The organism is Flagellimonas algicola (assembly GCF_005937185.1).
Lineage (GTDB): Bacteria > Bacteroidota > Bacteroidia > Flavobacteriales > Flavobacteriaceae > Flagellimonas > Flagellimonas algicola.
On sequence record NZ_VCNI01000001.1, the window covers coordinates 606258 to 629653 of the forward strand.

Annotated in this window: 31 protein-coding genes; 6 read left to right on the forward strand and 25 right to left on the reverse strand. The window is 43.0% G+C overall.

What is annotated here, in order from left to right; genetic code table 11:
- The first annotated feature begins 34 nt into the window (after positions 1-34).
- A complete protein-coding gene (locus FGG15_RS02660) occupies positions 35-3286 on the forward strand; it encodes a sialidase family protein (RefSeq protein WP_237561732.1) in 3252 nt (1083 codons plus the stop codon).
- A gap of 8 nt (positions 3287-3294) precedes the next feature.
- Positions 3295-3939: a class I SAM-dependent methyltransferase gene (locus tag FGG15_RS02665; protein ID WP_138832931.1), complete on the forward strand. Its 645-nt coding sequence runs from the start codon at positions 3295-3297 to the stop codon at positions 3937-3939.
- A gap of 2 nt (positions 3940-3941) precedes the next feature.
- Here the strand turns inward: FGG15_RS02665 and FGG15_RS02670 are convergent, their stop codons facing one another.
- Positions 3942-4664, reverse strand: coding sequence for a glutaredoxin domain-containing protein (locus tag FGG15_RS02670; RefSeq protein ID WP_138832933.1), 723 nt, complete (start codon positions 4662-4664; stop codon positions 3942-3944).
- 79 nt (positions 4665-4743) lie between these two features.
- On the opposite strand from FGG15_RS02670, the gene FGG15_RS02675 reads away from it, so the two are divergent.
- Positions 4744-5532 (forward strand): hypothetical protein, encoded by a 789-nt coding sequence (locus FGG15_RS02675; protein WP_138832935.1) that lies wholly within the window; start codon positions 4744-4746, stop codon positions 5530-5532.
- 69 nt (positions 5533-5601) lie between these two features.
- On the opposite strand, the gene FGG15_RS02680 is transcribed toward FGG15_RS02675, so the two are convergent.
- From FGG15_RS02680 to FGG15_RS02690, 3 genes are all read right to left on the reverse strand, one after another.
- Positions 5602-6459, reverse strand: a complete 858-nt coding sequence (locus tag FGG15_RS02680; protein ID WP_138832937.1) for a hypothetical protein — start codon at positions 6457-6459, stop codon at positions 5602-5604.
- A gap of 27 nt (positions 6460-6486) precedes the next feature.
- Positions 6487-8556: a TonB-dependent receptor gene (locus tag FGG15_RS02685; RefSeq protein ID WP_138832939.1), complete on the reverse strand. Its 2070-nt coding sequence runs from the start codon at positions 8554-8556 to the stop codon at positions 6487-6489.
- 91 nt (positions 8557-8647) lie between these two features.
- Complete coding sequence (locus FGG15_RS02690; protein ID WP_138832941.1) at positions 8648-9025, reverse strand: hypothetical protein; 378 nt, start codon at positions 9023-9025, stop codon at positions 8648-8650.
- Positions 9026-9251: 226 nt separating this feature from the next.
- Here FGG15_RS02690 and FGG15_RS02695 point away from each other — a divergent pair, with 226 nt between their 5' ends.
- Both FGG15_RS02695 and FGG15_RS02700 read left to right on the forward strand, forming a co-directional pair.
- Positions 9252-10241, forward strand: a complete 990-nt coding sequence (locus FGG15_RS02695; RefSeq protein ID WP_138832943.1) for a PIG-L deacetylase family protein — start codon at positions 9252-9254, stop codon at positions 10239-10241.
- 146 nt (positions 10242-10387) lie between these two features.
- Positions 10388-11338 carry an alpha/beta hydrolase family protein gene (locus FGG15_RS02700; RefSeq protein ID WP_138832945.1) on the forward strand — a complete coding sequence of 317 codons (951 nt, stop codon included), beginning with the start codon at positions 10388-10390 and terminating at the stop codon, positions 11336-11338.
- A gap of 138 nt (positions 11339-11476) precedes the next feature.
- Here FGG15_RS02700 and FGG15_RS20045 read toward each other — a convergent pair whose 3' ends face one another.
- Both FGG15_RS20045 and FGG15_RS02705 read right to left on the reverse strand, forming a co-directional pair.
- Positions 11477-11632: a hypothetical protein gene (locus FGG15_RS20045; protein ID WP_161991902.1), complete on the reverse strand. Its 156-nt coding sequence runs from the start codon at positions 11630-11632 to the stop codon at positions 11477-11479.
- Between the two features lie 195 nt (positions 11633-11827).
- A complete protein-coding gene (locus FGG15_RS02705; RefSeq protein WP_138832947.1) occupies positions 11828-12427 on the reverse strand; it encodes a hypothetical protein in 600 nt (199 codons plus the stop codon).
- An 895-nt stretch (positions 12428-13322) separates the two neighbouring features.
- On the opposite strand from FGG15_RS02705, the gene FGG15_RS02710 reads away from it, so the two are divergent.
- Positions 13323-13541: a hypothetical protein gene (locus FGG15_RS02710; RefSeq protein WP_138832949.1), complete on the forward strand. Its 219-nt coding sequence runs from the start codon at positions 13323-13325 to the stop codon at positions 13539-13541.
- A 90-nt stretch (positions 13542-13631) separates the two neighbouring features.
- Here FGG15_RS02710 and FGG15_RS02715 read toward each other — a convergent pair whose 3' ends face one another.
- From FGG15_RS02715 to FGG15_RS02800, 19 genes are all read right to left on the reverse strand, one after another.
- A complete protein-coding gene (locus tag FGG15_RS02715) occupies positions 13632-13979 on the reverse strand; it encodes a hypothetical protein (RefSeq protein ID WP_138832951.1) in 348 nt (115 codons plus the stop codon).
- Between the two features lie 13 nt (positions 13980-13992).
- Positions 13993-14439: a hypothetical protein gene (locus tag FGG15_RS02720; protein ID WP_138832953.1), complete on the reverse strand. Its 447-nt coding sequence runs from the start codon at positions 14437-14439 to the stop codon at positions 13993-13995.
- Positions 14440-14477: 38 nt separating this feature from the next.
- Positions 14478-14993, reverse strand: a complete 516-nt coding sequence (locus FGG15_RS02725) for a hypothetical protein (protein ID WP_138832955.1) — start codon at positions 14991-14993, stop codon at positions 14478-14480.
- Positions 14993-15394: a hypothetical protein gene (locus tag FGG15_RS20170; RefSeq protein WP_138832957.1), complete on the reverse strand. Its 402-nt coding sequence runs from the start codon at positions 15392-15394 to the stop codon at positions 14993-14995. Before FGG15_RS20170 ends, FGG15_RS02725 begins: the two co-directional genes overlap by 1 nt.
- Complete coding sequence (locus FGG15_RS02735) at positions 15394-15585, reverse strand: hypothetical protein (RefSeq protein WP_138832959.1); 192 nt, start codon at positions 15583-15585, stop codon at positions 15394-15396. Before FGG15_RS02735 ends, FGG15_RS20170 begins: the two co-directional genes overlap by 1 nt.
- Positions 15554-15775, reverse strand: a complete 222-nt coding sequence (locus FGG15_RS02740; protein ID WP_161991903.1) for a hypothetical protein — start codon at positions 15773-15775, stop codon at positions 15554-15556. The genes FGG15_RS02735 and FGG15_RS02740 overlap by 32 nt, the downstream gene beginning before the upstream one ends.
- Entirely contained in the window at positions 15765-16316 is a 552-nt protein-coding gene (locus FGG15_RS02745; protein ID WP_138832963.1) for a lysozyme, read from the reverse strand. The genes FGG15_RS02740 and FGG15_RS02745 overlap by 11 nt, the downstream gene beginning before the upstream one ends.
- A gap of 216 nt (positions 16317-16532) precedes the next feature.
- A complete protein-coding gene (locus FGG15_RS02750) occupies positions 16533-16964 on the reverse strand; it encodes a hypothetical protein (RefSeq protein WP_138832965.1) in 432 nt (143 codons plus the stop codon).
- Positions 16949-17287 (reverse strand): hypothetical protein, encoded by a 339-nt coding sequence (locus tag FGG15_RS02755; protein WP_138832967.1) that lies wholly within the window; start codon positions 17285-17287, stop codon positions 16949-16951. Before FGG15_RS02755 ends, FGG15_RS02750 begins: the two co-directional genes overlap by 16 nt.
- 73 nt (positions 17288-17360) lie before the next feature.
- On the reverse strand, positions 17361-17591 hold the full coding sequence (locus tag FGG15_RS02760; RefSeq protein ID WP_138832969.1) for a hypothetical protein: 231 nt from the start codon (positions 17589-17591) through the stop codon (positions 17361-17363).
- A gap of 6 nt (positions 17592-17597) precedes the next feature.
- Positions 17598-18368, reverse strand: a complete 771-nt coding sequence (locus tag FGG15_RS02765) for a hypothetical protein (RefSeq protein ID WP_138832971.1) — start codon at positions 18366-18368, stop codon at positions 17598-17600.
- 13 nt (positions 18369-18381) lie between these two features.
- Positions 18382-18642, reverse strand: coding sequence for a hypothetical protein (locus tag FGG15_RS02770; RefSeq protein WP_138832974.1), 261 nt, complete (start codon positions 18640-18642; stop codon positions 18382-18384).
- Between the two features lie 20 nt (positions 18643-18662).
- Positions 18663-19454, reverse strand: a complete 792-nt coding sequence (locus tag FGG15_RS02775; RefSeq protein WP_138832976.1) for a hypothetical protein — start codon at positions 19452-19454, stop codon at positions 18663-18665.
- A 24-nt stretch (positions 19455-19478) separates the two neighbouring features.
- Complete coding sequence (locus FGG15_RS20050; protein ID WP_161991904.1) at positions 19479-19637, reverse strand: hypothetical protein; 159 nt, start codon at positions 19635-19637, stop codon at positions 19479-19481.
- Positions 19638-19688: 51 nt separating this feature from the next.
- Entirely contained in the window at positions 19689-19901 is a 213-nt protein-coding gene (locus FGG15_RS02780) for a hypothetical protein (protein ID WP_138832978.1), read from the reverse strand.
- Entirely contained in the window at positions 19894-21936 is a 2043-nt protein-coding gene (locus FGG15_RS02785) for a phage/plasmid replication protein (protein WP_138832980.1), read from the reverse strand. Before FGG15_RS02785 ends, FGG15_RS02780 begins: the two co-directional genes overlap by 8 nt.
- Positions 21929-22153, reverse strand: coding sequence for a hypothetical protein (locus tag FGG15_RS02790; protein ID WP_138832982.1), 225 nt, complete (start codon positions 22151-22153; stop codon positions 21929-21931). The genes FGG15_RS02785 and FGG15_RS02790 overlap by 8 nt, the downstream gene beginning before the upstream one ends.
- On the reverse strand, positions 22153-22545 hold the full coding sequence (locus FGG15_RS02795; protein ID WP_138832984.1) for a hypothetical protein: 393 nt from the start codon (positions 22543-22545) through the stop codon (positions 22153-22155). Before FGG15_RS02795 ends, FGG15_RS02790 begins: the two co-directional genes overlap by 1 nt.
- Positions 22499-23065: a hypothetical protein gene (locus FGG15_RS02800; RefSeq protein WP_138832986.1), complete on the reverse strand. Its 567-nt coding sequence runs from the start codon at positions 23063-23065 to the stop codon at positions 22499-22501. The genes FGG15_RS02795 and FGG15_RS02800 overlap by 47 nt, the downstream gene beginning before the upstream one ends.
- Positions 23066-23396 lie beyond the last annotated feature (331 nt).

Sequence of the window (23396 nt, forward strand, 5' to 3'; positions counted from 1 at the left end):
TCTTTCAGCGACTAATTCAATCTAATTTTTTAAAATGAAACACCGCTTGAGAATTTATTCAGCAATCCTATTTCTTTTTGTTTTTTCCCTTCACTTAACCGCCCAAAAAACAGATTCAACAACTTTCAAAGGACTCGAGTTTAGAAGTCTAGGTCCGGCCCTTACTTCGGGTCGAATTGCAGACATTGCCATCCATCCAAAAAATGAAAGTGTTTGGTATGTGGCCGTAGGTTCTGGCGGCGTATGGAAAACCGTTAACAATGGTACTACGTGGAAACCAATTTTTGACAAACAGTCCAGCTATTCCATTGGCTGTGTTACCATTGACCCCAATAACCCGAGCACCATTTGGGTGGGAACCGGTGAAAATGTTGGAGGTAGGCACGTTGGTTTTGGAGACGGAATCTATGTAAGCCATGATGAAGGAAAGACATGGAAAAACATGGGCTTGAAATCTTCCGAGCATCTTTCAGAAATTATTGTGCATCCAGATAACTCCAATGTTATTATGGTAGCATCCCAAGGTCCACTTTGGAGCAAAGGCGGACAACGCGGATTCTATAAGTCCACAGATGGTGGCAAGACCTGGCGTAAAACATTGGGGAACAATGAGTGGACCGGTGTTACAGATATTGCCATGGACCCAACCAATCCGGATGTGATCTATGCTGCCACTTGGGACAGACACAGAACGGTTGCTGCGCTTATGGGCGGTGGCCCTGGTTCCGGACTACATAAAAGTACAGATGGAGGCGATACCTGGACCAAATTGAGCAATGGCCTTCCCAAATCCAATATGGGGAAAATTGGTTTTGCACTATCACCTTTTAATAACGAAACCCTGTATGCTGCCATTGAGCTGGATAGAAGAAAAGGTGGGGTTTACATTTCCAAAAATGGAGGGGCTTCCTGGAAAAAGCAATCAGATGCCGTAGGTGGAGCCACAGGTCCTCATTACTATCAAGAATTATACGCATCTCCCCATCATGAAGGGAAATTATTTCTCATGAACAATGTGGTACAAGTGTCAGATGATCATGGAAAGACCTTTACAAGCATGAACGAAGAGAAAAAGCATGTGGACAGTCATGCCATGGCTTTTAAGAAGTCGGACCCAAATTATGTCCTTTTTGGAACGGACGGTGGACTATATGAATCATACGACTTGACAAAGACTTGGAGATATTTTGGAAATCTACCCTTGACCCAATACTATAAGGTTGCCGTAGATGATTCTGCTCCATTTTACAATATCTATGGGGGAACACAGGACAACGGTTCCCATGGTGGGCCATCCAGAACGGCTAGTAGTGCAGGAATCTTAAATTCCGATTGGTGGATTACGTTGGGGGCTGACGGACATCAATCTGCCACCGAACCTGGAAACCCAGATATCACTTATGGTGAGTTCCAGCAGGGTTGGCTATGGCGAATAGATCAAACTACAGGTGAAACGGTATTTATTCAACCCCAGCCTGCAGCGGGAGAGCCCCATGAGAGATTTAATTGGGATGCTCCCATTTTGGTTAGCCCGCACAATCCTACGCGATTGTACTTTGCTTCCTACCGGGTTTGGAAATCCGAGAATAGGGGAGATGAGTGGACAGCCATTTCGGGTGATTTGACAAGAAATGAAGAACGCTTGAACTTGCCAATCATGGGTCGTCAGCAAAGCTGGGACAACTCATGGGATGTACTGGCTATGTCCAATTACAATACCATTACGTCATTGGCAGAATCACCCATCCAAGAGGGATTGATCTATGCGGGTACGGATGATGGAATTCTTCAAGTGACTGAGAATGGAGGTAGCAGTTGGAGAAAAATCAACTTGGGAACTATTAAGGGAGTTCCTTCCAGAGCTTTTGTAAACGATGTAAGGGCTGATCTTTATGATGCCAATACGGTGTATTTGGTGTTGGACAATCACAAGGAGGGTGACTTCAAACCTTATATCTTAAAAAGTTCGGACAAGGGAAACAGCTGGACCTTCATCAATGGAAACCTTCCAAAGCGATTGATTACATGGAGGATTGTTCAAGACCATAAGAAAAAAGGTCTTTTGTTTGCTGCCACTGAGTTCGGCATATATTTCACCAGTAATGGTGGGGCCACTTGGATGCAGTTGGAGGGTGGATTACCTACAATCTCCTTCCGTGACATTACCATTCAAAGAAGGGAAGATGACTTGGTCGGTGCTTCCTTTGGACGTGGATTCTATGTATTGGATGATATTTCGGCTTTGAGGGATTTTGATGCCTCCAAAATGGGAGAAGCTACCCTTTACAAAGTAAAACCAGCCTATTGGTACATCGAAAAAGATGAGGTTTACGGTCAAGGTAATACGCAATATGCCGCAAAAAATCCATCTTACGGAGCGGTGTTCACCTATTTCCTTCCAGAGAAATTAAAAACACTGAAAGAAGCAAGGGTCAAGCGTGAGAAAACATTGAACAAGCAGAACTCCAGTATTGCTTTCCCAGGTTGGGAGGCCTTGGATAAAGAAAACAATCAGGAAAAACCAGAGTTGGTACTTTTGGTTAGGGATGCTCGAGGAAATGTGGTCAATTCCGTAATGGGAACCAATAAAAAAGGATTCAACAGAGTGTCCTGGAATCTAAAATATGCTGACAGAACCGGTATCAAACTTGAAAAACCCAAAGGGGATGATGATGACTTTTTAGGGTCGCCATATACAGCTACACCTGGCAAATATTCAGTAACCCTTTACCAGCGGGTTAATGGAGAACTGAAAGAACTTTCCGGAGCTCAAAATTTTGAAGTGAAACCGCTGAGAAAAGGTGCGTTACCTGCGAAACCTACTAGCGAGATTGATGCCTTTAGGGAACAGTTCCAAGCTTTTCAGCAGAATATGACCGCGACCAATACCAATTTGGATAGAAGCATAGCCAAGGTTGATGCTATGAAGCGTGCCTTTGCTCAAGCTTCAAATCCAACTGCAGCCTTGTCTACCAAACTTTATGAGCTTAGGTCCCAACTGCAGGCCATCAAAAAGACAATGAGTGGTAGCCCATCCAGAAATGAGGTAGGGGAGAAGAACCCACCTTCACCGGCAGATGGAGCATTTATTGGGCAGGTGGCATTGGGCAATACCTACGGGCCTACGGGTAACCACAAAGCAGCTCTTCAAAGGGCCAGCAAGCAATTGAGCGATGTTAAAAAGGAACTTAACGCGCTAATACAGAATACCATTCCGTCCATTGAGGCAGAACTGAAAGCGGCTGGCGCACCTTGGATAGAAGGGCAAGGCCTAATTGAGGATTGATTCCAAAGATGAAAAAATACCATTCCACGCTTTGGCTTTTCTTTCTGGGTTTAGTTGTCTGTGAGGCACAATACACCGAGGAAGATTGGCCTGAGCGTGATTTATGGATGAAGACCGAGTATCTCTTACAACTTTCTGGAATTGAAAGTGGTGATAAGGTTGCGGATATAGGATGCCACGAAGGTTATTTGTCCATTCGGTTGGCACGCCTGGTTAAGGATGAGGGTAGGGTATATGCCGTAGATGTACGCTCAGACCGACTGGAAACTTTGAGGGAAAATGCGGCTGACCGCAACCTTAAAAACATCATTACCATTAGAGGGGATTATGACGACCCAAAACTTCCAGAGGATGAACTCGATGCCATATTCATAATAGACACCTATCATGAAATGGATTCCCATGAGAAAATCCTGAGACATGTCAAGGATGCTTTAAAAGTGGGAGGCAAGGTGATACTGTTGGAAAAATTGAAGGACAGGGTCCGGGGAAAATCCAGAAGAGATCAGGTCAATGCCCATTCCTTGGGACCTAAATATGTTCGAAGGGAATTGCGTCAAGCCGGCTTTACCGTAATTTCTGAAATCGGGGATCATGGTGACTGGGAACGTGATGACAGCAAACAAATGTGGATAATCATTGCCCAAAAATAGCCTTAATCCCGCTCCACTTCCTCTATCATTTGATCAAAAGAAGTAATCCAGCTATACAGTTTTCCTCCTAGACTGATTATAGGGTTAGACAAGGAATCCATTTCTTGGGTGGATTTGGCCAAAAACTTGCCCAATTGTTCCTTTACTTCCGGTTTTTCATCCAACGAAACACTTCTAAAAATGTAATTTTTGGAATTTAATTGATTTACAATGCTATCACAGCTGGCACAACCAGAGGAAGTGTAAATGGTAATTTGCTTTTTGGGTTTGATTTTGGGAGGGGGAATGTCCAGGACCTCAAATTCCTTTTTCAATGCCCGCTTGGACAAACTGTCGTTGGTCTTTAACGTTTTGGTGTAAACCGGTTGCTTGTCCCGTAACAAGATAATGGTCTTCAGATGTACCCTGGAAGCAGCAGGAACCCTTACCCATCTAGGCTTTGCAGCACTCTGCCTAAAATTGGTTCCCTTTACTTCGAACAAAACGTCATAGTCAGTAAACGTCCTGTTCTCGGCAAAAAAGGCAATTCGGTTCTTGCTTTTGGTTTCTGTTACCTTAACTGGTCCTACTTGTGCTGTTAGGTGAGATACTATAAAACAAAGCACCAGGGTTAACACCTTTTTCAACGTATGTAATGCACAAATTTCTTTGTAAACGGATAATTGCATACCGTAAAATAAGACAAATCCTTGGATTTTTACTGATATTCGGAATGAAGAGCGCATTTTATCGATTTGTCCCCTTTGGCGACACTAAAGCCCTTTCTTGTTACGTTAGTGCAAACAACACATAAACTATAGTAACATGGACAGACTGAACAGAACCTGGAAAGCCTTGGCCTTATTTTCGTTGATAATAGCTGGTTTTCAATCTTGTAGTGAGGATGCTACCTCCACGGGTGACCAAATACTAACGGAAGCAAACCTTCAAACTATTTTAAGCACTGATGATATTGCCGGAACTGCGGATAACGCCTTGGCAGAATTGTTTGCCAATAGCGCAACGGCTAAATCGGCCAAGGGAAGTAACGACTGTTATTCTGCGGAGTACACGGATACTGGATTTGTGGCCACTTTTAATAACTGTGTCCTGAATGGTACAGATAACGTTAATGGCACATTGACCGTTACCTATGAAGTTGGAAATGAAACTGCCGCCTTTACAGCAGTATATGAAGACTTTTATGTAGGTGACATCAAAATCAATGGTACACGAATCTATGCGCTGTCTGCCAACTCAGAGCAGAATACAATTTCATTTACTGTAGAGAGTGATATGACCATTGAGATGGAGGATGGAAGCATTGTTTCTGAAAATGGAACCAAAACTTTTAGCTTTACCTTTGGTGATTCCTTGGAAAACAGCACATTTAGTTTATCAGGAACCTGGCAAGTTGAGGCCGATGGCGACACCTATTCGGTGACCACCGTAAATGACCTTCAGGGTGCCTTGGGTTGCGAATACTTGACCAGCGGAAGTATGAACGTTGCCAAAAATGGTTTGACCATCTTAGTTGATTTTGGCGATGGAGAATGCGACGATGATGCAACCTTAACATATCCCGACGGCACCGTCCAAGATATCAAACTTTAAAACAAGATATTTACATCATGAAAAAGACCACCTGTAAAAGGTGGTCTTTTTCATTCTTAAAGAATTCGCTTAAAACTCCAATTCAAAATATAAACTACTACTTTCGTTATCGTCTGTAACTTCCTCTCCCTTAATTACTTCACTACTTTCATTTTTCAATATCATATTGATTTTCCAGTATCCCGTCATAGTCAAGGACAGCTTTCCTTGATAGCTTTTGGATTCGGCGTCGTAAACAAGGGGTTCATTGTTGGGTGAACTATGGTTGCCCATACCCGGCATCCGGGGATCAATATTTACCCTATAATTTTCCACTATGGGGAAGGATATCATGTTCTCCATTTTAAACAGCATTGCTGCTATGTCATTTACCGCAACTTCGGGCTCCAAAGGCATCATGGCCAGGACATAACGTGTTTCATCTGATCCCATAAACACGGAAACCCGTTGATTTCCGTCAGTAGGTGCCGTCACTTCAATATGCTCGGATACGTAATACGATTGCCCGTCTATGGTAAATTCCACTTCCATTTCCCAATATTCCTCTGAGTTGCCCGGCATTTGAAATACCGCGTAACCTTTATAGACCGAGGCATTCTCAGTCACTGATATGCTGGATGTTGGGCAGGAATGCATCATTTCTGTCATGTGCATCATCGGCTTCCAGGAAATATCCGCATTGGAGATATACGTATCGCTTGACTCATCTTTAATTCGAAGAAAGAGTTCATTGTAACCAACAGTAAATGCTTGCTGGGCTTCTGAATAAATCTCCACGCTATGGGTATTGGATACAATAGCGGTCAGCATTACATAATCCGATAGGGGGTTATCATCAATTATTATAGGGTCGTCTTCACTGTCAGAACAGGACGAAAATCCCAATATCAGTGTTAGTGCTATTAAAAAAGGTCTTATTGTTTTCATAGTTGATGTATTTCTGTTTTTAATGATTTAATTAATGGCGTAGGAAACGGTCATATAAAAATTCCGCCCCATTCTTGGAATATTGTTCCAATCGGTATAGGTGGAGTAGAAGGTGTCAAACATATTCTCAACTCCAGCTTTTACAAGCATTTTGTCTTTCTGAATGGAAAAGGTCTTTCCCAAAGACGCCGAGAATACCGTATATGCGGCTGTTCGGTCTTCTCCAAACTCCGGATTGAAGTTCACCTGATCAGCTGCACCACGCATGCTAAAGGAACCTGAAAAACTTCCATTTCCGTATTGCAATTGTGCTGCATACGAAAGCGGGCTTATAAAAGGGAGGTTTCTATCATCTTGATCCTTACCCCGATGGTAGGTAACGGTACCACTGAGGTCAAGGGCAGGACTAAACTTATAGCCGGCATCTAAACCAAGATTGTATAGCGCTGCATAATCCAGGTTATTATAGACCTTGACACCTTCAGCACCAATGGTCATAACATCTAGATTAGGGCTTATCTCTCCAATGATATAATCCATGGTATGGAAATAATTGGCATCCAATCCAAGACTGAGTTTTTCCAAAGGCACGGAAAGTTTCAATTTGGCCTCAAGAGCTTTCTCGTTCTTTAAGTCTGGATTCCCAATGTAGTCATGATTGTCAAAACTGTTGAACAGATAAAATCCAAAGCCTTCAGACACCGTGGGAGCCCTGTCGCCGTAGGACACGCCACCCGTAAAGTGAACGGTCTTGAACTTCTTGTGAAACTGCGCGGCCACACTTTTTAAAAATCGGGTTTGACGTTGTTCCATTTCTGGATAAAAGATGCGCAGACTGTTAAGCCCAAAAGAATCGGCAACATTAAACCCTTGAAATGTAGCTCTAGTGGACAATTTTAAGGTGCCTCCTTGCAGCCCAATAGTGTCCTCTCCATAAAAGCCGGTATTCAGGGTTCGAACATCGGGCCAGGTCAGCATAAACATTTCTTGCTGATTGGGGTCATTGGGATACATGGTCATCTCCGCTAAAGAGCGATTGTAAAATCCATCCAGCTTGAGTAGCAATGTATGATCATCCAATTTTAATTGGGCCTGGGAAAAATATCCGTAAGTATCGCTCCATCCCGGCATATCCATTCGAATAGGAACATCCGGACGCTGGCTATCATCCATCACATGTGTAATGGAATTGGCATACAGTTTGGTTTCCCATTGCTCAAACTCTCCGATAAAATTGGATTGCTCCCAGCTAACCGAACCGATTAAAGCCCTTGCCAAAGAAACATCCATGGGCAAGGCCGGATACCCAACATCACGGGCCTCATCAAAAATAAAACTGGCCAAAAACTGTTTTCCTTCGGCAACCTTATATCCGGCATTGGCAGAGAGATTATACTTTTCAAATTGGGAATAGGCGATTTCCTCACCATTACCATCCACATAATTATCTGCCTTGCGATAAATAATATCCGTATCCAGATAAAACTGTTCATTGGAATAGTTGAGTTCCCCACCCACAATTTGGGCCATATTGTTGCTTTCGAACCCTGTTTCAATGGATGCGGTCCAATCCAGAGGTCTAAAATTGCTCTTCTCCAAACGTAGGTCTATGGCGCCCCCAATGGTTGCACCCTGTTTGGCTCCCTGCTGTCCGCCGGTCACATGAACATCGGACAGATTGGAAACATCCACGTAGGAGGTTATCGGATCCATACGGTCCGTGCAGGCTCCAAAAATGCGCATCCCATCAATGGTAACTGCCAAACGTTCGGTGCCCATGTCATTTAATATGGGCTCCCAGGCATAGGCTCCACGTTTTATCAAGTTTACTTTTTTGGAAGACTCCAAATATTCATCCAGAGTGGAAAGCGGTTTGTGATGCGAATTGTGCTCCAAGGATTTTTTATATGAAGAAATAAGAATGACCTCCTCCAAACTAACCGGCAAAATGGTTTGGGTAAGGGAGTCCATTTGGAACTCTTGTCCATACAACTGCCCAAATAATGGAAAAAGACAGAGGTAAGCGAGGACCAAGACTTTATTTCCAGGGGCAATTTCACCTAAAGAAAAACGCCCAAGATTACTATTGATTTTCATCCTGATTATTGTTTATAAATTTTCGAAAAGAAAGGGTAGCAGCTATCCATAAGACATGGCCTATTTGGACAAACAACTACAATGGGCAACATTAGGAAATCTCAGGAGGCTGGCTTATATCCTCTGCAAAAAGCATGGGAAATAGGAGGGAAGTATGATTAAAATTTTCATCTGATTTACTGGTAAATTGGATTGCTAGTCCAGTCTCTAATAAGGACTGGAAAAAGACGGGATGCTGAATCTCGGTATTTGGGTTATGTTCCCCAAATGGATTTTGTTCATCCTGACCCGAGCTTTTTTCCAATTGTTTGGCCAAGTAACATTTCCCATTGCATTGAAGCTGTGGTTTTTCCTTGTTTTCACAAAGCACTGTCGCGATATAGTTGTAGTTGACAACATATTCCACAATGGGCCAAAGCGGTCTCACCAGCATGGATAAAGCAACGAAAAGAATCACACAGCTTTTCATGCGCACAAAATTAGAGGGGGGTGGTTCCAAATAATATGACAATTATCAGATTTAGGATATTTATATCCTTTTTACTTTTTCCGAATTAGGCATTGTCACTTTCCAGATAGTTCAAACCATCCGGAAAAGTCCTGTTTTACAGCAGGATAGGTCGATTATTTTAAACTCAAGAGATAATCCTGGAAACTATATCACGTATATTTGAAAGAACCACAAATCAGCAATTATGGAAAGAAGATCATTTATAGGCAAAAGTGTTGCCATGGGATTGCTGCCCACCTTCCCAAAATCTTTTGAATACACCCAAAAGTTGAACAATACGGACAAGGTAGTCATAGAAAAACATGTGTCGGGAAAACCACATAAGGGCAAGGTCTTGGCGGCCATTCAACCCCACAATGATGATATTTCCCTATTTGCGGGAGGAACGGTGGCCAAGCTCATTCAAGAGGGGTACACTGGCTATTTGATTCGGACCAGCAATGATGACCATGCCGGTAGGGGAGCTACGGTGGGAGAGGTGATCTATAACAATGAAAAAGACAATGAACGTGTGGCCAAGGCTCTTGGAATATCCAAAGTTTATGATTTGGGATACCGCAATCATCGTATGGACAATATCAGCATACAAGAGTTGCGAGGGAGACTTATTTTTTTGTTTCGCTTATTGAAAGTGGATACCATAATCACTTATGATCCTTGGGGGCACTACGAAGAAAACCCTGATCACTATATCACGGCAATGGCGGTAGAATCGGCACGGTGGATGTCTGGCGGACGCCTTGATTATCCCGAGCATTTTGAAGCGGGCTTGAAACCGCATGTTGCCGCAGAGCGCTATTATTTTGCCAGAGGACCGCAGTTGGTCAATAGGATTGTGGAAATCACCGAAACTATAGACCGTAAAGTAGAGGCCAATGCCGTAATTGTGACCCAGGGCCCGGGTGGCGAAGCAGGGGCAAGACTTAAAAAAAGTTTATCCGAAAAAGGAAAATCCCTGCCCATTTTGGGCAATGATGATGCAACGGCCAACCGGAATTACATCAAGCACTTTGTTTTGGACAAGGATTCGCAGCGTATGCGGGGTGTACCTTCGGACAAGGAAATTGGCAAACCCTATGAACTGGAGTGGGCAGAGCGCTTCCATTATATTGGCCCTGAGCCTTCAATGTTACAGGAGTATATAGAAGAACACGCTATTAGTGAGAAACCTTAGGTTCGGAGAAGAATCTTTCCGTTTATTTCCAGTTACCTTTCATACATCCATAGCTACCAGTGGCACAAATTGGGAAGTATGTTATGCTTGATCGGGATACATTTAAAGCTTTCAAATTGTAAATCCCCCCGCAAAATCAGTTTCATATGTTGAGGAATTTAAAAATCCTTGCTTGTCAGCTGCTATCCATTTGGGCATTTTCACAAACGGATGGAAGTATTGTTGAACGGGTCGAGTTAAAGAATTTTGAGGAGCTTTTAACCTATATCCAAAATACGGAAGAAAGGGCAAGGGACAGTATAAAGTTGGATACAAGTCGGTTTGCGCATTTTGACAAAGTAGATGTTCAAGGGATTACCTATTGGAGTGATAGTTTAAGAGTTAAGGGGTTCTTGTTGCAGCCCAAGAAGCCTGGAAAATATCCAGCAATTATTTACAATCGGGGAGGAAGTCTTGAATTTGGGTCGCTTACCCATTATGTTTCGTCCATAGGATTGGGAGAGTTGGCTCGATTGGCCCACGAAGGGTATGTTATCGCCGCAAGTCAATACAGAGGTAATGGTGGAAGCGAAGGGCAAGAGGAATATGGAGGCCGTGATATTAATGATGTTTTAAACCTGATACCCGTATTGGCAGCTGAGCCTAAGGCAGACGTTTCCCGGTTGGGGATGTTTGGATGGAGCAGAGGAAGCATGACTTCGTTTTTGACCTTAAAACGAACGGACAAATTCAAAGCTATGGCCATTGGTGGTCCTTCAACTGATATTTTAAGAACGGCCATTGATGATCCAGAATTGGATGAATGGTGGTCCGAATTCATTCCCAATTACAATGTAAACAAGAAGGCAGTCCTGGAAAGAAGATCACCCATATATTGGGTGCATGAACTGCCCAAAACTGTTCCCATTCTAATTTTGCAAGGTGAAAATGACGCATCGATACCGCCAGAATATACTTTGGATTTTGCTAAAAAGCTTAGTAAGCATAAAGTGCCCTACAAATTGGTCAAGTACGTTAACGGTACACATTCATTAAAGGAAGTGCGGGATGAATATTTTGAAGAATTGTATGCTTGGTTTGGGAGGTATTTGAAGTAGGATAATAGCGGTTGAAATGTATTCTTAAATATTTTATTTGACATAATATAAATTATAGTACAAATGCCAGTTTATAAGCCCCCGTAAAACGGGAATTTTAACATTTCGAAAATTTAGGAACTTTGAAGGACAATATAATCATTCTTGCCCTTTGGTCAAAAATTCAAGCTGCCCGAGCAACGCCCAGTACTTTTTATCACTTGTACAAGTAGTTAGCAATCTCTCGGTCTCGGCAATTTTCGCCTTTCTGTAAGACTCACCATCTACCACTTGTTGTAGCCCCTTATCGCACATTCCATGTAATTTGATTGTATTGCCTCCCGCACCGCCTTTGTCTTGTACTTTCTACTACGGGCGTAAGTCGTTACGCCCGTGTACATGTTCGTACACCGTACATGGTAGGCAATTCGAAACGAACAGTTGAACGGGTCAAAACCCCAGTGCAGCCAAACCAAATTACCCTCGATGACCTTGATTAGGCCGCCGCTCTCAGCTTGCTTTGACATTGCTATGGATTCTATCCCACTTTTTGGCAAAAGCGGACATTATTACAAGAAATAGCACCTTATCGATTTGGATGTCGGGCATGCCCTCCAATCCATCGGCCAGCGTATAAGTGACACAAACGGCCTTCTCCATCTGTTTTAACAACTTCAAAACGGCCTCATGTTCGATATCGGTAAAGCCATAGGCATTTACATCATTGGGATAGAAGCCATTTTTATCACATTTGCCGCCCGGTTCAAAGTCACTTGGCCCACAAGGCCTATCGCAACCCTTAACCTCTTCAAAAACAACTTCAAAGTCCCTGATGTCATGGGCTATCTCGGCAGCCTCGCAAAGCATATCCAGAATTGGGAACATATGAGCGTTCACCGGGCCTTTTGGCCTTTTCCCTTGCTCATTCTCATTGTCAAAACCGCTAAGGTTTTTCTCAATGTATCCTTCTTTATCAAATTTATCGTTCTCGATAATCGATTTGATATTGAGCAAGGCACAACGATAGCCAGAGCTTGCCGCATTTTTATTGTCAAAACCCTTAAGGTTTATCTCAATGTATTCTTCTATTTTGGTTAATGTATTTTTCATTAGTGAAATTTTTGGATTAATAATTCCACCAATGGACTAGACAGGATTTCAAAGAACGTAGAAGTGTTGTTTTATGGAACAAGTATACTTTGTATACATTTATTTCCAAAATATAATATGTTAAATATTACCTCCATAATGAATGTATATTACATATCCTAGAAATATTTTTCAACACATGTTAACACCTTCATTATCAGCATTTTAGGAAATATTCTGAAAATCAATGAGTTACACGTAACTATCTGGGAAATCACAACTTAGCCCCTAAAACTCCCGTATACCCTGTAAACATTGGAGTTCCCAGAGATTTCCAGACCGTAAAAAACAGTTCCTTTAACATTTAGGGTCTTTTGGTTGATTATCAGTCAACTAGAAAAAAAAAGGTTGCACAAATGCAACCAGATGCCACGTGTTACTTCGGGCGTGGCGTCCAGATAAAAAAAAATTGTTGAGGGAATATAAAACGGCGGATTTGTCGCCCGGATTATTCCGGCAAAGTTTCCAAACCTCCCCCATAAGCAAAAGCAAGTTTTGCAGATATGGGGGCCGGCCGGTTTGGTACTTGGGCCGAAAATCGTGCGACATCCTACCCTGCAAACGCCGATTATCAACGCCCGTTAAACGCTCAACTTGCGGTTTTCGCTACGTGCGCCGACAATAAAAACGGCTAAAGAAAAAAAAAATAAAAAATCTTAAAAGACGGCCGGAAGGTGTAACGGTTGCGTCTTTTTACCGACAAATAGCAGCGTATGCACGAAATATATTTTGTATATACTTGATAGTGTGTATATTAGCAACATTATATTATGTTTGCATAATTTTATACCACAACTGAACAACCTAACAAAACTAAAATCAAAACTTACATTAACCATTAAATTTCCGTTCAGAAATGACAAATTCAAAACACAAGATTCAAATTACCCACAACGATGAACTGATAAGTTGCGACAAGTTCAAGCACGAGCAGCAGCACAAAAAAAACATCGATATATCATCCAGCACAAAGAAACGGCTACAGATATTGGCAGCGTACCACGACCGGGACTATAAAAATTTCATTCAGGACATACTCACCACTTATGCAGTGAAACATTTACCCAACGTGTAAAAACAAATAAAGCCCCTTACGGGGCTTTTTTATTGTTGGCAATACCTAGATACCAACCTTTAGAAAACCGGGCCTTTAAACCCTATTATATCAAACGGTCATATAACCCGTGGATTGGTTAGGCACTTTGATTTCCCAACCCCTGAAAAATGCGGCGCCCTCACTATTGCCATCAATTTGGAAAGTTGCAATAAATTCAATGATCTGGCTGTTGGCCGCAATATTCATTTGGTTGCCGTCCGCAAGTTCAATATCGCAAACCGTGTCCGCCCCAACGGTCAAAATGCCGTAAAAGAAAGTTCCCGGAACAGCCTCGGTCATCGTCAACAGTTCTTCGGAAACAAGCATTATCGGCTCAACCTCAATTTTCTCCCCCTTGTAACGCCTCTCCAGTGCGCAAACCACTTGGTTTAAATCCTCAATATTCTTAGTACACATAATTATCTAAAATTTAGTTTTGTAAACTTCCCCTAAAAACAAATGTTGAATGGACTTCTATGTCCATGTTGTTTGTAGTGACCAAATCAACGCCGCAAACCCTGAAAACCATTGAACCGTCAGAGCCTATTTTACAAGTTTCAGGTAAAAAGACCCCTTGGCCACCGTTTGCATTTGAAACGTAAGCAGGAAGAAGTACAGGTACCGATGAAACATCATAGTCAGCTATAAACGGAAGACCTAAATACGTCAAAAGCGCAAATTGGTCACCAGTTTTGGCATTGAAAACACCAATTGTAAAACCTACATGAACATAAAACAGCCCCAAATGCTCCTTCCAGTACATAGTGAATTGTGGAGGAACAGACGCCAAGTTCCCGGACTCGCTACTAAAAGTATCGACCAATTGGTTGTACGGCCCTATCGGCTCGGCCCCTCCCGATTGCCTATATGTCTGCATTGCGTATATGTTAAGTGCGGGCCAAGGCCCACACGGTTTTAACTCTTGTCCAACACCGCACTACCTCTATAATAAAGGCTCCTTCCTCCCGCCGCCCTATCTTCTTGGGCATTGTACTGTATATGAATACGAACCCCATTCAGACCATAAATATTGCCGCAGGAATTCATCCAAGCGGTACCCTGGTACATATAGGGAGCCGTATAAATTGCCCCTCCTTCCTTTCTGGTAAATTGAGCGGGCCAATCAATGAAAAAAGTACTTTGAAGAACATCCCCATTGGTTACAGCAACGTTCATCCATGAAAAAATACCATGAAAATGAAGCTCGCCCATTATTTCACGATATGCCATTGTGGCCGATAGTATCCCACTAGTGTACATATCGCCCGTAACGTGCGCCACGTTCTGAGGTACGTACGCCGTGTAATCGGTGGCCGAATCCTCCACATCGGGCGCAACGCTAAAGGTTTTTTCGGATGTTATCACCTGAGGCGTATCTATGGTGACCAAATTGGATGTATCACCACCTCCCGGCGGTTTATATGTCTGCATTATTTATCGACTTTTGCCCCAAAAAAGAAAGCTATGATACTACCACCGCTTACGGTGTAAAAGAAATCGGTGCCCCGATTTACCAAGTTCATGCTATCCTGTGGGATATTCACAAAAAAAGGAAGTAGGCTTATCAAGGTGGTGGCCAGCAAAAGCCCGGCAGCCAAATAATAAACGAACCTCTTACTAAACAAATCATTTTGGGCCAAGGCCGCTTTTTGCATGTCCCTTGCATCCGCAAGGTCTTGAAACTCCTTGGTCATTTCAGCATGCAAAAGCTTCTTTAGCTCCAATTCAAATTCCCGTTGCTTTTGTCGCTGGCCCTTGAACAGTTCCAGCAGCTTGCCCGATACCTCGGATTTGCCAAAAACATTATTGATGACCTTAAAAACCTTGTCCATTACGCTTTATAGGTTTTATGGGGTTTGTCCAAAGACCAATCCCGATAACTGAGGTAATACTTCACCCTACCGCCAAAAACCGTTTTGTACTTATAACGGGCCAATGGGTTGGAGTTCTTGAACTCCCCCTTGTTACGGGTGAACTTGACCCATCGGTTTTTAATCAACCTCTTTTTCCTTTTCCTTGCCATTCCTAGGGTGGTTTTTAATTCTTACTACGGTGAACCAGATAAGGGAAAGCGTTAGCACCACTTGGCACAATTGCACCAGTACACGCAAAAACACGTTAAGCTCGTCCACACCAAAATCAAACAAATTAACAACGGACGCCACACAGGCACCGCCATAGACTTTTATATATTCCAATCGGTTAAATAACATTTGCCGCCTTTCCTAAAACCCACATAATCAGAGTACCGGAGATTGCGCCGAAAACGGCATCAATCAAAGCGGAGTTTTTTTTTAAGAAAAGCGACTTTTCGTCCGCTCTCCTTCTTTTTAGGCCGTTAAATATTTTGCCGCCTGCCCTTACGAAATCCAAAAACCTATCTGCGGCACCGTCAAAATCAAAAACCAGCAGCCTATTGTAAAGTGTACTGCCCGAAACAAAACCGTTGTTGTACTTTTTCGTAAAGATGTTATGCTGCCCAACATTGAAAACAAGCGAGACAAGCGCATCAAACTGGTGTTGCTGCAACGGAATGCCCTTATCCAGAACATATTTTTTAACGGCACCTTCGGCAACGCCCAAATCTTCCCGTAAGAATTTTTCAGCCTCCTCTTTGGTGACCGCTTGGCCCTGCGCAACATCCTTGGTATGGCCATAGCCGATTGTCCAAATGCCAATAGGGTCTTTATACGCTTGAAGCTCTAGCCCCTCATGCTTTTTTATAAGCGAAATACCGTTATCACTTGTTACCATTTGTACCCCTCTTTAAATGCTTTTACTTTCTCCGACAGCCTTTTTCTTTCCATTCGGAACCCCGTGTAATTTCGATAGATAAGAACGGCCCCGATTACCGGACTTGCAAGAGCAGTACAAAACAGCAGTACCGCAATAATCACAGTAACGAAGGGCAGCGCCCACGCTAGTAAAATCAGTTTTTTTGGTTGCATTGTCAGTCATTTTTTTTGGTGTTTAAATTGGAATATTGGGATTGATTTTGCGCAGCTCCATTTTTTCGCTATCGCTCAATTCGGCACCAAGCCAGTAAATAAGGTCACGTTTTTTGTTTCCAAAAAGCCAACCGCCTTCACCGCCCAAAATGTCATCCCTGTACTTTGTTCCAAACTGCTCGGACACCTTTTTAAAATCGGCCAATGATAGCCCTTTCAACAGCTTGTTTATCTTGCTTCCGCTAGACCCCCCTAGGCCGTCAAATTCCAACCAGAGCGCATCGGCTATGACCCTTGCGTCAACGCTCTCCAAATCGCTGTCGTTTTCGTCCACATCGTCAAGCACCTTGTCCGAAGCCTTTTTTTTCGGCCACAACAAAGCCAAAAGCCCCGAGGTCGAAAGCAGCACCCCGGCCAAAATGACCATCCAATATTTGGTTATGAACTTATGCACAGCCCCCATTTTTTTTGCTTTACGCCCTTGGTGATGTGTTCACCATGCTTTAGGTTATGGTCATTATAATTCTTGCCCATCGATGGAATCTTTGATTTTGCCGGAACGTAGCCCGGTGTCTTTAGATCAGGTTTCTTTGGCCCTTCCGTCCCGGCTTCCGTGTCTGCGGGCAATTCCCCGTCGGTTCCCGGTGCGCCAAAATCGCCCTCCCCTACCTCTACATCGCCTTTTGGCTTCTTTTTGAAGGAAAAGAGTATAAAGGCCAATAAGACCAACAAGCCGGTTTTTTGCTTGGACGTGAAGGATTTACCATTACTTTGCATAACATTTACTTTAAAAAAAACCCCCTCTTACGAGAGGGTCCAAAATCACCATTTATTAACCAAACAAAACAACTTATTTTCTTTGCTTCCCAATCGGGACAACACGTGCGCCACGTATCCCCCTAGCCTTTTTATTCGCGTTCTTAAGGGTATAGTGCTTAGAAATGGTTCTTTGGGTGTAACGGCCACGGCCGTTACGGGTACTGACCACAACACGATACCTATAACTTCTTTTTCTTCCTGTTTTCTTGGAACCACTAACGCCCAGTGTATCTGCGAATTGCCTACCTAAATCGTAAAACATAGTTTCTTATTTAATGAATTTTTTACCCAAAAGCAGCCCAAGGGCAACTAACCCAATCAAGGTGCCACCCGCTTGCTGTGGCTGCTTGGTCTTAATATCTTCAAAAACAGGGTCGCCGCTTTTAGGCTTGGTCACGGGCGCAGGGGCCGCTTTGACCTTTGCAACCCTAATTTGCGGAACCGACATCTTATAGGGCTGCACCTTTCCATGCTGCCTGCGATAAAGGGTAATGGTCTTCTTGTAGACCGTTACCTTTCTATCTATTTTTGGGCCAATCTCCACAGCATTAGCCGCCAGTTCGTCCATATAGCCAACTATACCCTTTTCAAGGGCAATCAGTCCACGTTTGGTACAATCCTTTGCAGAAGTGTAGCGCCAGCCTATCCAATCCTCCAATTTGGTACCCGTCACCGAGTTCAAAGACCAAAAGGTCTGGAAGAATCGGTTTACGGAACTCTCCATTTGGTCTGGATAGACCTCCAAGGACTTTTTGTACTTGGCCCCTATGTGGGAAATCCACGCCGGAAGCTCTTTTTTGGCCCGTGTAGGTGTCCAAGTGGAACCCCAACAATCAAAACCATCCTTTAAAGCCTGCCCTATCGTTTTGCTGATGACCTTTGCACCAACAATACTACCTAGGATATTAGCAACACCGGAAACTTGGGAAACCAGACCAAGGAAGCCGCCGCCCGGTTTTGTGGGGGCCTTGGTACCTACCGAGGTAGGCCCCATATATGAAGGAGGTTTGTAACCCCCTTTGTAGGGTAATAAAGCCATTTACCTATTTTTATTAATCGTCAAAGGGGTCTGTAACGTCCTCCTTAATCATTTGGTTCAAATACCGGATGCCAAAGAAATAAAGGAAAGGCAATAGCAGTTTCACCAAAAGTTCTTGGTGAACCCTGCCATATATTGCCATTATCTTATTACTGCTATCAGGCGTGGCCTTGTTCTCAAACGCCTCTATATCAGCAGCCATCTGCTGCTTTTCAGACGTATCGATTAGGCCAAAATGGCCCAGTATCTTTAAAAGAATCCTAAATAAAGTCATTTGTCAGGTTTAAGGTTATCTTACATCCATTGGCGTCTTACCACCATCACCTTTGAATCAGGGTCGGCAGATTGGGTAAGCTTGCCCTGAAGCCTTCCGCCCATTAATGGCTCATCTTCCCAATAAAGCACCAAGTCCTCGATTACCGTCTCAGGGTTGTTTCGCAAATAGCTAATGTTCTCAATCTCCAAAAGGGATTTGCTAACATTCTTCACAAAATCCTCGCCGCTAATCTCCACACCGTCAAACTTGGCGGCATTGGAGGCAAAGTAATCGTTTGAACGGTCGGTGACCGCCACGGCCCTAAAAACGTTATCGCCCAAAATCATATTGACGTTGGTCTCTCCCGCCGGGATTCCCATACCCTCTACCACAGTTAGCGGTGTATCCGGCCCTAGGGCCGGAACCGTTTCCACGTTAAACGAGGATTGCGCCGTACTCAAAGAGGTAAATGCAGTGTTTTGCGCCCTCATTTTTACAACCAGTTGGTCATTGCCACGCAAGGCAAGAATACCGCCAAAATCCAAGAACATTTTATAAGTAAGGCCACGGGCCGTCTTATAAAGCTCCAAAAGGGGCGTTTGGCTGTACAGACCCAAAAGATAGTCCTCCAAATAGCCGTTAAAAATGTACTCGGTATCACCGCCGTTACGCTTCAAATAAACATCAATTGAGACCTTGTTAAGGTCGGAAAGCACAGCCAGCGTAACGCCATCGGCCTGCAATGGATTGAACTCGACGGCAAGACCTTTCAAAGTTTCACTTTTGACGGTCATTGAATCAAGTACGTTAAAATCAAATTTCTTGTTCATCTCTAATAATTAAGTGAGTTAATGTTATGCCTCAGCCTTTTCCTCCAAGGTTTCAACCACATCTTTAAGGCCGGGAACCTTTTTAACATGGGGAATCCATGCATCACGAAAAATTGCGGCCACAAGGGCAATAACCCCCATCAATACCCATCCCCAGATGGATTTTTTCTTTCCTTTAGTCATATCTGAAAAATTATTTTTTCACTAAGTATGACAGCAAAGAAAGGCCACGGCTCAGGCGTTTCGGGATTCCGTACGAAATGCGGTCTTGTGGATGGCCTCCAAAGCTTCGTACCTCTTGCTCACCGCCTTTAACCCCCTGTATTCCGAAACAATAACACGCAACACCCCCGAATCGGTGTTTTCACCGAGCAAATCTTTGATTTGCAAAAACGCCTCCAAAGTTTCCGTGTCGGAAATGCTTACCCGCTTCAAATCCCTACTCATAATATGAATGTGCTTTTCTTACGTAGAATTTTTGGTAAAAATCAAGATTGCCCACATGGTCATAGAAAGTAGACCAATCGGTCTTGGTGGCTATCGGATTTGGGTCTATACGGCTCCGCTCATCAATATTGAATTTGTCCAAATCCTTTTTGTAGCGTGACCATTGCGAATTCGAAACCTTCATGCCCTTTCTTATTTCACGCAGGGAACGGCCCTTTTTCATCTGCTCATTGATGGCCAACAGAATCACCGGGCGAACTTTTTTTAGGTTCAGCTTGGATTTTTGTGCCTGTGTCAAAAGCTGTACCGCCTCCGTGACCTTGCGCCCGTTCTTAATCCTGGGCTTTCCGTTAGAAGCGTAAATCTTATGGTAGTACCTTTCATTGTACTGTTTTACATTTTCCTCGACCTCGCTGTTATAGGTCACTATCCTATGCTCCAAATCATCATCAGGTGAAATGGCCTTTACCTGATACTCATCCACAAGACCCTTAAAGTGGTATACCGCATACTTTAGCAAAGTATTGGAAAAAGTACCCACGTCCCTATCGTGCAAAATGGTGTGCTTTAGCCCAAAGGCCGAAACCCTGTAAGATTGTTTTGCACTATTAAAATCCCCCATACTGTGGGATTCGTGACGTTGGTTAAAAAAATTGGTCTCCAACATCAAATGAGCCTTGCGCCCCAAATATGCACTAATGGCCTTGTAGTTTGCCAACTCCCTGCCCGTGGGAAATTCTGTATTGCCCTTTCTCTCTAGTGCCTGCTTGGTCTTTTTGAATTTGTGGTATGCGTTCAAATGTATTTCGTCCTCGGCCCTGAAAATCCTGTTTTTGTAACAATATGTGAACCATGAACCCCGCAATGAAAGTTCATAGCGGAGAACCTTGTCCATTTGATTTTTGAAAAAATCGATTTTATAGGGCATTGCGCCGTAGAGCTTTTTTGCAAAGCGCAGCACTTCGGGCGGGTAATTGTCCTTGCAAAAGGTACCCTTTGACATTTCCTGCATGATCTCAATCATTTCTGATTTAATGAGCTTCGCCCCATGCAAGGGGTCTTTTACATGTTCCCCGCCCCGCATTTTCTCCAACGTCCTTTGCAAACGCTCTATGCTTTTTGCGTTGGACTTCTCCAACATCCTTTTAAGAACCTTGTTCATGCGCTTTTTGTTCTCCGCAAGGTGCTTTTTATAATCACCGTGTTGGCTCATAGTGTACTCACTGCCCTTGTGGTAAACCTTGAAATACGCCCCTTGTGAGCTTTGGAAGGTTATCGAGGTGTTGTACTCGACCGGGGCTTTCTGGTTGTCCCGGTAACGCTTATAGTTTATTTTGCGCAAATGCTCCAAATACCTTAGTGCATCGTGTTTGCTGCCAAACCATTGGTTAAAACACAAATCCAAGCGTACTATCTCAATATAACGCTTGTTCAAAAGAGCTTCTAGGCCAAAGTGGTTACAGATATCATCTATGAAAATATCTATGAACTCGTGCAGCCTCTCAAAAAGCTCCTTTTGTTGATACCTCCACTGCCTTGCCGCAACAAAGGCTTTCATGTATCTGGTACTGTTTATTTGCGGTATGAACTCGGCCAATGAATGGCCGTATAGGTATTTCGGTACCGAAAATTCAAAGTCGATATACCCGGCACTCTCATTGATACGGTAGCTAATCCCGTTAAAAGAGGATGGCACACGGTAGGTACCGTGTATGCTCATATTGACCTCCTTTACTTTGTTTTCCTCTACAAAGCGAATTACGTTACGGGTTTGGAAAAACTCATTGAGCTTTACCCCCGTCTGCGTACCCAAAAATTCATCATGCTCCCGGTCTGAACGCTCAAAGACCTCCTTTGACTTTACCGTGGTCATAGCCCAATCCTTCCCCTTATGTGCCAACATGGCCTTATAAAGGTCGTTATGCTCCGGAACAGCAAAAATAGTGGTCAGTCCGTTGCTGCTTTGGATTTGGCTAAGAGTGTCTTTTTTTAGGTCGTTGATACCGTGAATGCGGAGCTTCAAAGTATCAATCATCCAGCAGCCTTTTATATTCGCCGTAGAAGTTTATACAATCGATAAGACCTTTGCTCAGCGGCTCCCCCTCCAAATCCAAAAAACCGTCCTGAACCCTTTGCCAAGCGTTCTTGATAACATTTTTGGTACTATCGATACTTTTGAAGATTGCCCCATTTCCATGGAGCACCAAATGCATGTTGCGCCATGCATTTTCCTTTACAAGTTTTGATTCCATCAACTAAATAAATCAGGGTTATAAGAAATCTTTTTTTGTTGCTGCTTGGCCTTTTCCGTTTCATCAGTATAGAACTTATTGTAAAAGGCATTGGAAGAAAAAACAAGTACATCGTACTTGATTTCGGTATGGTGATTTCTTAGAACTTGGCGCAAGGTATCAATATTCAAATCCCGGCATATATAGGCGTAAACCTCCGGGATATCCTTGATTTCATAAGTTTCCTTTTTCACCAGTTTGGCATTTGAAAGAATCTTTTCTTTGAAAGGTTGCCTAATCTGGTAATCCTCGCCCTGTACATAGTGTGGTCTGCTCGGCTTTATAAGGACAAACGCCCTATTTAGGTCATGATGCTCTGGATTTGCGTAAACTTTCTTTATCGGTGGTGCCATTTTTAAACGGATTGATTTTAATTTCCTCCGTTCTATATGAAACCCCGTCCGTCAATCCTTGAATATCCCTATCGTAAGACCTTGATATAATCGTATAGGTCTTTTCAATCGCATACAGATTTGCGAGCAACACACGTTGTTTGTTGCGTTGCGCATAACGTTTCAAACTCATGATAAAATCATGAACATGCATAAACGATACGTTGATTTGGGTAAACTGTACATCAGACCCGGCCCAATTTCGGTAAATCCAGTGATAACTTTTTTCAAAACTATCGCACGTACCCTTTACCTTGTCCTTCATCCTTGAATCAAAGAATTGGTAATGCTGTTGTTTGATTACCTGTAGTTGTCCGTAGATGTTACCAAGTACCAAAACATTATCGTGTATGACCTCCCGGAACTTCTTTATAAAATTCTGTGCCTGTGTCTTGTTTTTGAAACGATGGTGCGCCGTCCGGTCAATGTAGATGCTGTACCTTTTTCGATGGAAATTAATTTCAAACCTTAACTTGTCCATTGGTGATTTTTGATGTTTAATGGTTAAATAACGTACTTTTCATGGATATCATATACATCGTGTATATTAAATCCATATTTTAGGAAAAGCTCACCAAATTTTCTATAAAGTATTGATTTTTAGTTTGTTAAGTTTTTACATACTGTCAATTATAGTACAAATAGTGATTCCAAGGCCTCCAAAAAATTAACATTTCAATTTTTTAGGAAAATACCAACAAAATCAACCTAACAAACTAATAAACAGGCATTTCAATTTTACATTAATACTAATTATAGTACAAATGCCAGTTTATAAGCCCCCGTAAAACGGGTGTAAGTGGTAATTTAAA

Coding starts and splice junctions, on each gene's coding strand:
- FGG15_RS02705 (WP_138832947.1), bottom strand. CDS start 12,427: ATGAAAAATACATTAACCAAAATAGAAGAATACATTGAGATAAACCTT.
- FGG15_RS02800 (WP_138832986.1), bottom strand. CDS start 23,065: ATGGACAAGTTAAGGTTTGAAATTAATTTCCATCGAAAAAGGTACAGC.
- FGG15_RS02710 (WP_138832949.1), top strand. CDS start 13,323: ATGACAAATTCAAAACACAAGATTCAAATTACCCACAACGATGAACTG.
- FGG15_RS02775 (WP_138832976.1), bottom strand. CDS start 19,454: ATGAACAAGAAATTTGATTTTAACGTACTTGATTCAATGACCGTCAAA.
- FGG15_RS02795 (WP_138832984.1), bottom strand. CDS start 22,545: ATGGCACCACCGATAAAGAAAGTTTACGCAAATCCAGAGCATCATGAC.
- FGG15_RS02665 (WP_138832931.1), top strand. CDS start 3,295: ATGAAAAAATACCATTCCACGCTTTGGCTTTTCTTTCTGGGTTTAGTT.
- FGG15_RS02735 (WP_138832959.1), bottom strand. CDS start 15,585: ATGGCAAGGAAAAGGAAAAAGAGGTTGATTAAAAACCGATGGGTCAAG.
- FGG15_RS02760 (WP_138832969.1), bottom strand. CDS start 17,591: ATGTTTTACGATTTAGGTAGGCAATTCGCAGATACACTGGGCGTTAGT.
- FGG15_RS02680 (WP_138832937.1), bottom strand. CDS start 6,459: ATGAAAACAATAAGACCTTTTTTAATAGCACTAACACTGATATTGGGA.
- FGG15_RS02720 (WP_138832953.1), bottom strand. CDS start 14,439: ATGCAGACATATAGGCAATCGGGAGGGGCCGAGCCGATAGGGCCGTAC.
- FGG15_RS02755 (WP_138832967.1), bottom strand. CDS start 17,287: ATGCAAAGTAATGGTAAATCCTTCACGTCCAAGCAAAAAACCGGCTTG.
- FGG15_RS02695 (WP_138832943.1), top strand. CDS start 9,252: ATGGAAAGAAGATCATTTATAGGCAAAAGTGTTGCCATGGGATTGCTG.
- FGG15_RS02790 (WP_138832982.1), bottom strand. CDS start 22,153: ATGGAATCAAAACTTGTAAAGGAAAATGCATGGCGCAACATGCATTTG.
- FGG15_RS02675 (WP_138832935.1), top strand. CDS start 4,744: ATGGACAGACTGAACAGAACCTGGAAAGCCTTGGCCTTATTTTCGTTG.
- FGG15_RS02785 (WP_138832980.1), bottom strand. CDS start 21,936: ATGATTGATACTTTGAAGCTCCGCATTCACGGTATCAACGACCTAAAA.
- FGG15_RS20170 (WP_138832957.1), bottom strand. CDS start 15,394: ATGGACAAGGTTTTTAAGGTCATCAATAATGTTTTTGGCAAATCCGAG.
- FGG15_RS02745 (WP_138832963.1), bottom strand. CDS start 16,316: ATGGTAACAAGTGATAACGGTATTTCGCTTATAAAAAAGCATGAGGGG.
- FGG15_RS02715 (WP_138832951.1), bottom strand. CDS start 13,979: ATGTGTACTAAGAATATTGAGGATTTAAACCAAGTGGTTTGCGCACTG.
- FGG15_RS02700 (WP_138832945.1), top strand. CDS start 10,388: ATGTTGAGGAATTTAAAAATCCTTGCTTGTCAGCTGCTATCCATTTGG.
- FGG15_RS02765 (WP_138832971.1), bottom strand. CDS start 18,368: ATGGCTTTATTACCCTACAAAGGGGGTTACAAACCTCCTTCATATATG.
- FGG15_RS02780 (WP_138832978.1), bottom strand. CDS start 19,901: ATGAGTAGGGATTTGAAGCGGGTAAGCATTTCCGACACGGAAACTTTG.
- FGG15_RS02740 (WP_161991903.1), bottom strand. CDS start 15,775: ATGTTATTTAACCGATTGGAATATATAAAAGTCTATGGCGGTGCCTGT.
- FGG15_RS02670 (WP_138832933.1), bottom strand. CDS start 4,664: ATGCGCTCTTCATTCCGAATATCAGTAAAAATCCAAGGATTTGTCTTA.
- FGG15_RS02725 (WP_138832955.1), bottom strand. CDS start 14,993: ATGCAGACATATAAACCGCCGGGAGGTGGTGATACATCCAATTTGGTC.
- FGG15_RS02685 (WP_138832939.1), bottom strand. CDS start 8,556: ATGAAAATCAATAGTAATCTTGGGCGTTTTTCTTTAGGTGAAATTGCC.
- FGG15_RS20045 (WP_161991902.1), bottom strand. CDS start 11,632: ATGTGCGATAAGGGGCTACAACAAGTGGTAGATGGTGAGTCTTACAGA.
- FGG15_RS20050 (WP_161991904.1), bottom strand. CDS start 19,637: ATGACTAAAGGAAAGAAAAAATCCATCTGGGGATGGGTATTGATGGGG.
- FGG15_RS02660 (WP_237561732.1), top strand. CDS start 35: ATGAAACACCGCTTGAGAATTTATTCAGCAATCCTATTTCTTTTTGTT.
- FGG15_RS02690 (WP_138832941.1), bottom strand. CDS start 9,025: ATGAAAAGCTGTGTGATTCTTTTCGTTGCTTTATCCATGCTGGTGAGA.
- FGG15_RS02770 (WP_138832974.1), bottom strand. CDS start 18,642: ATGACTTTATTTAGGATTCTTTTAAAGATACTGGGCCATTTTGGCCTA.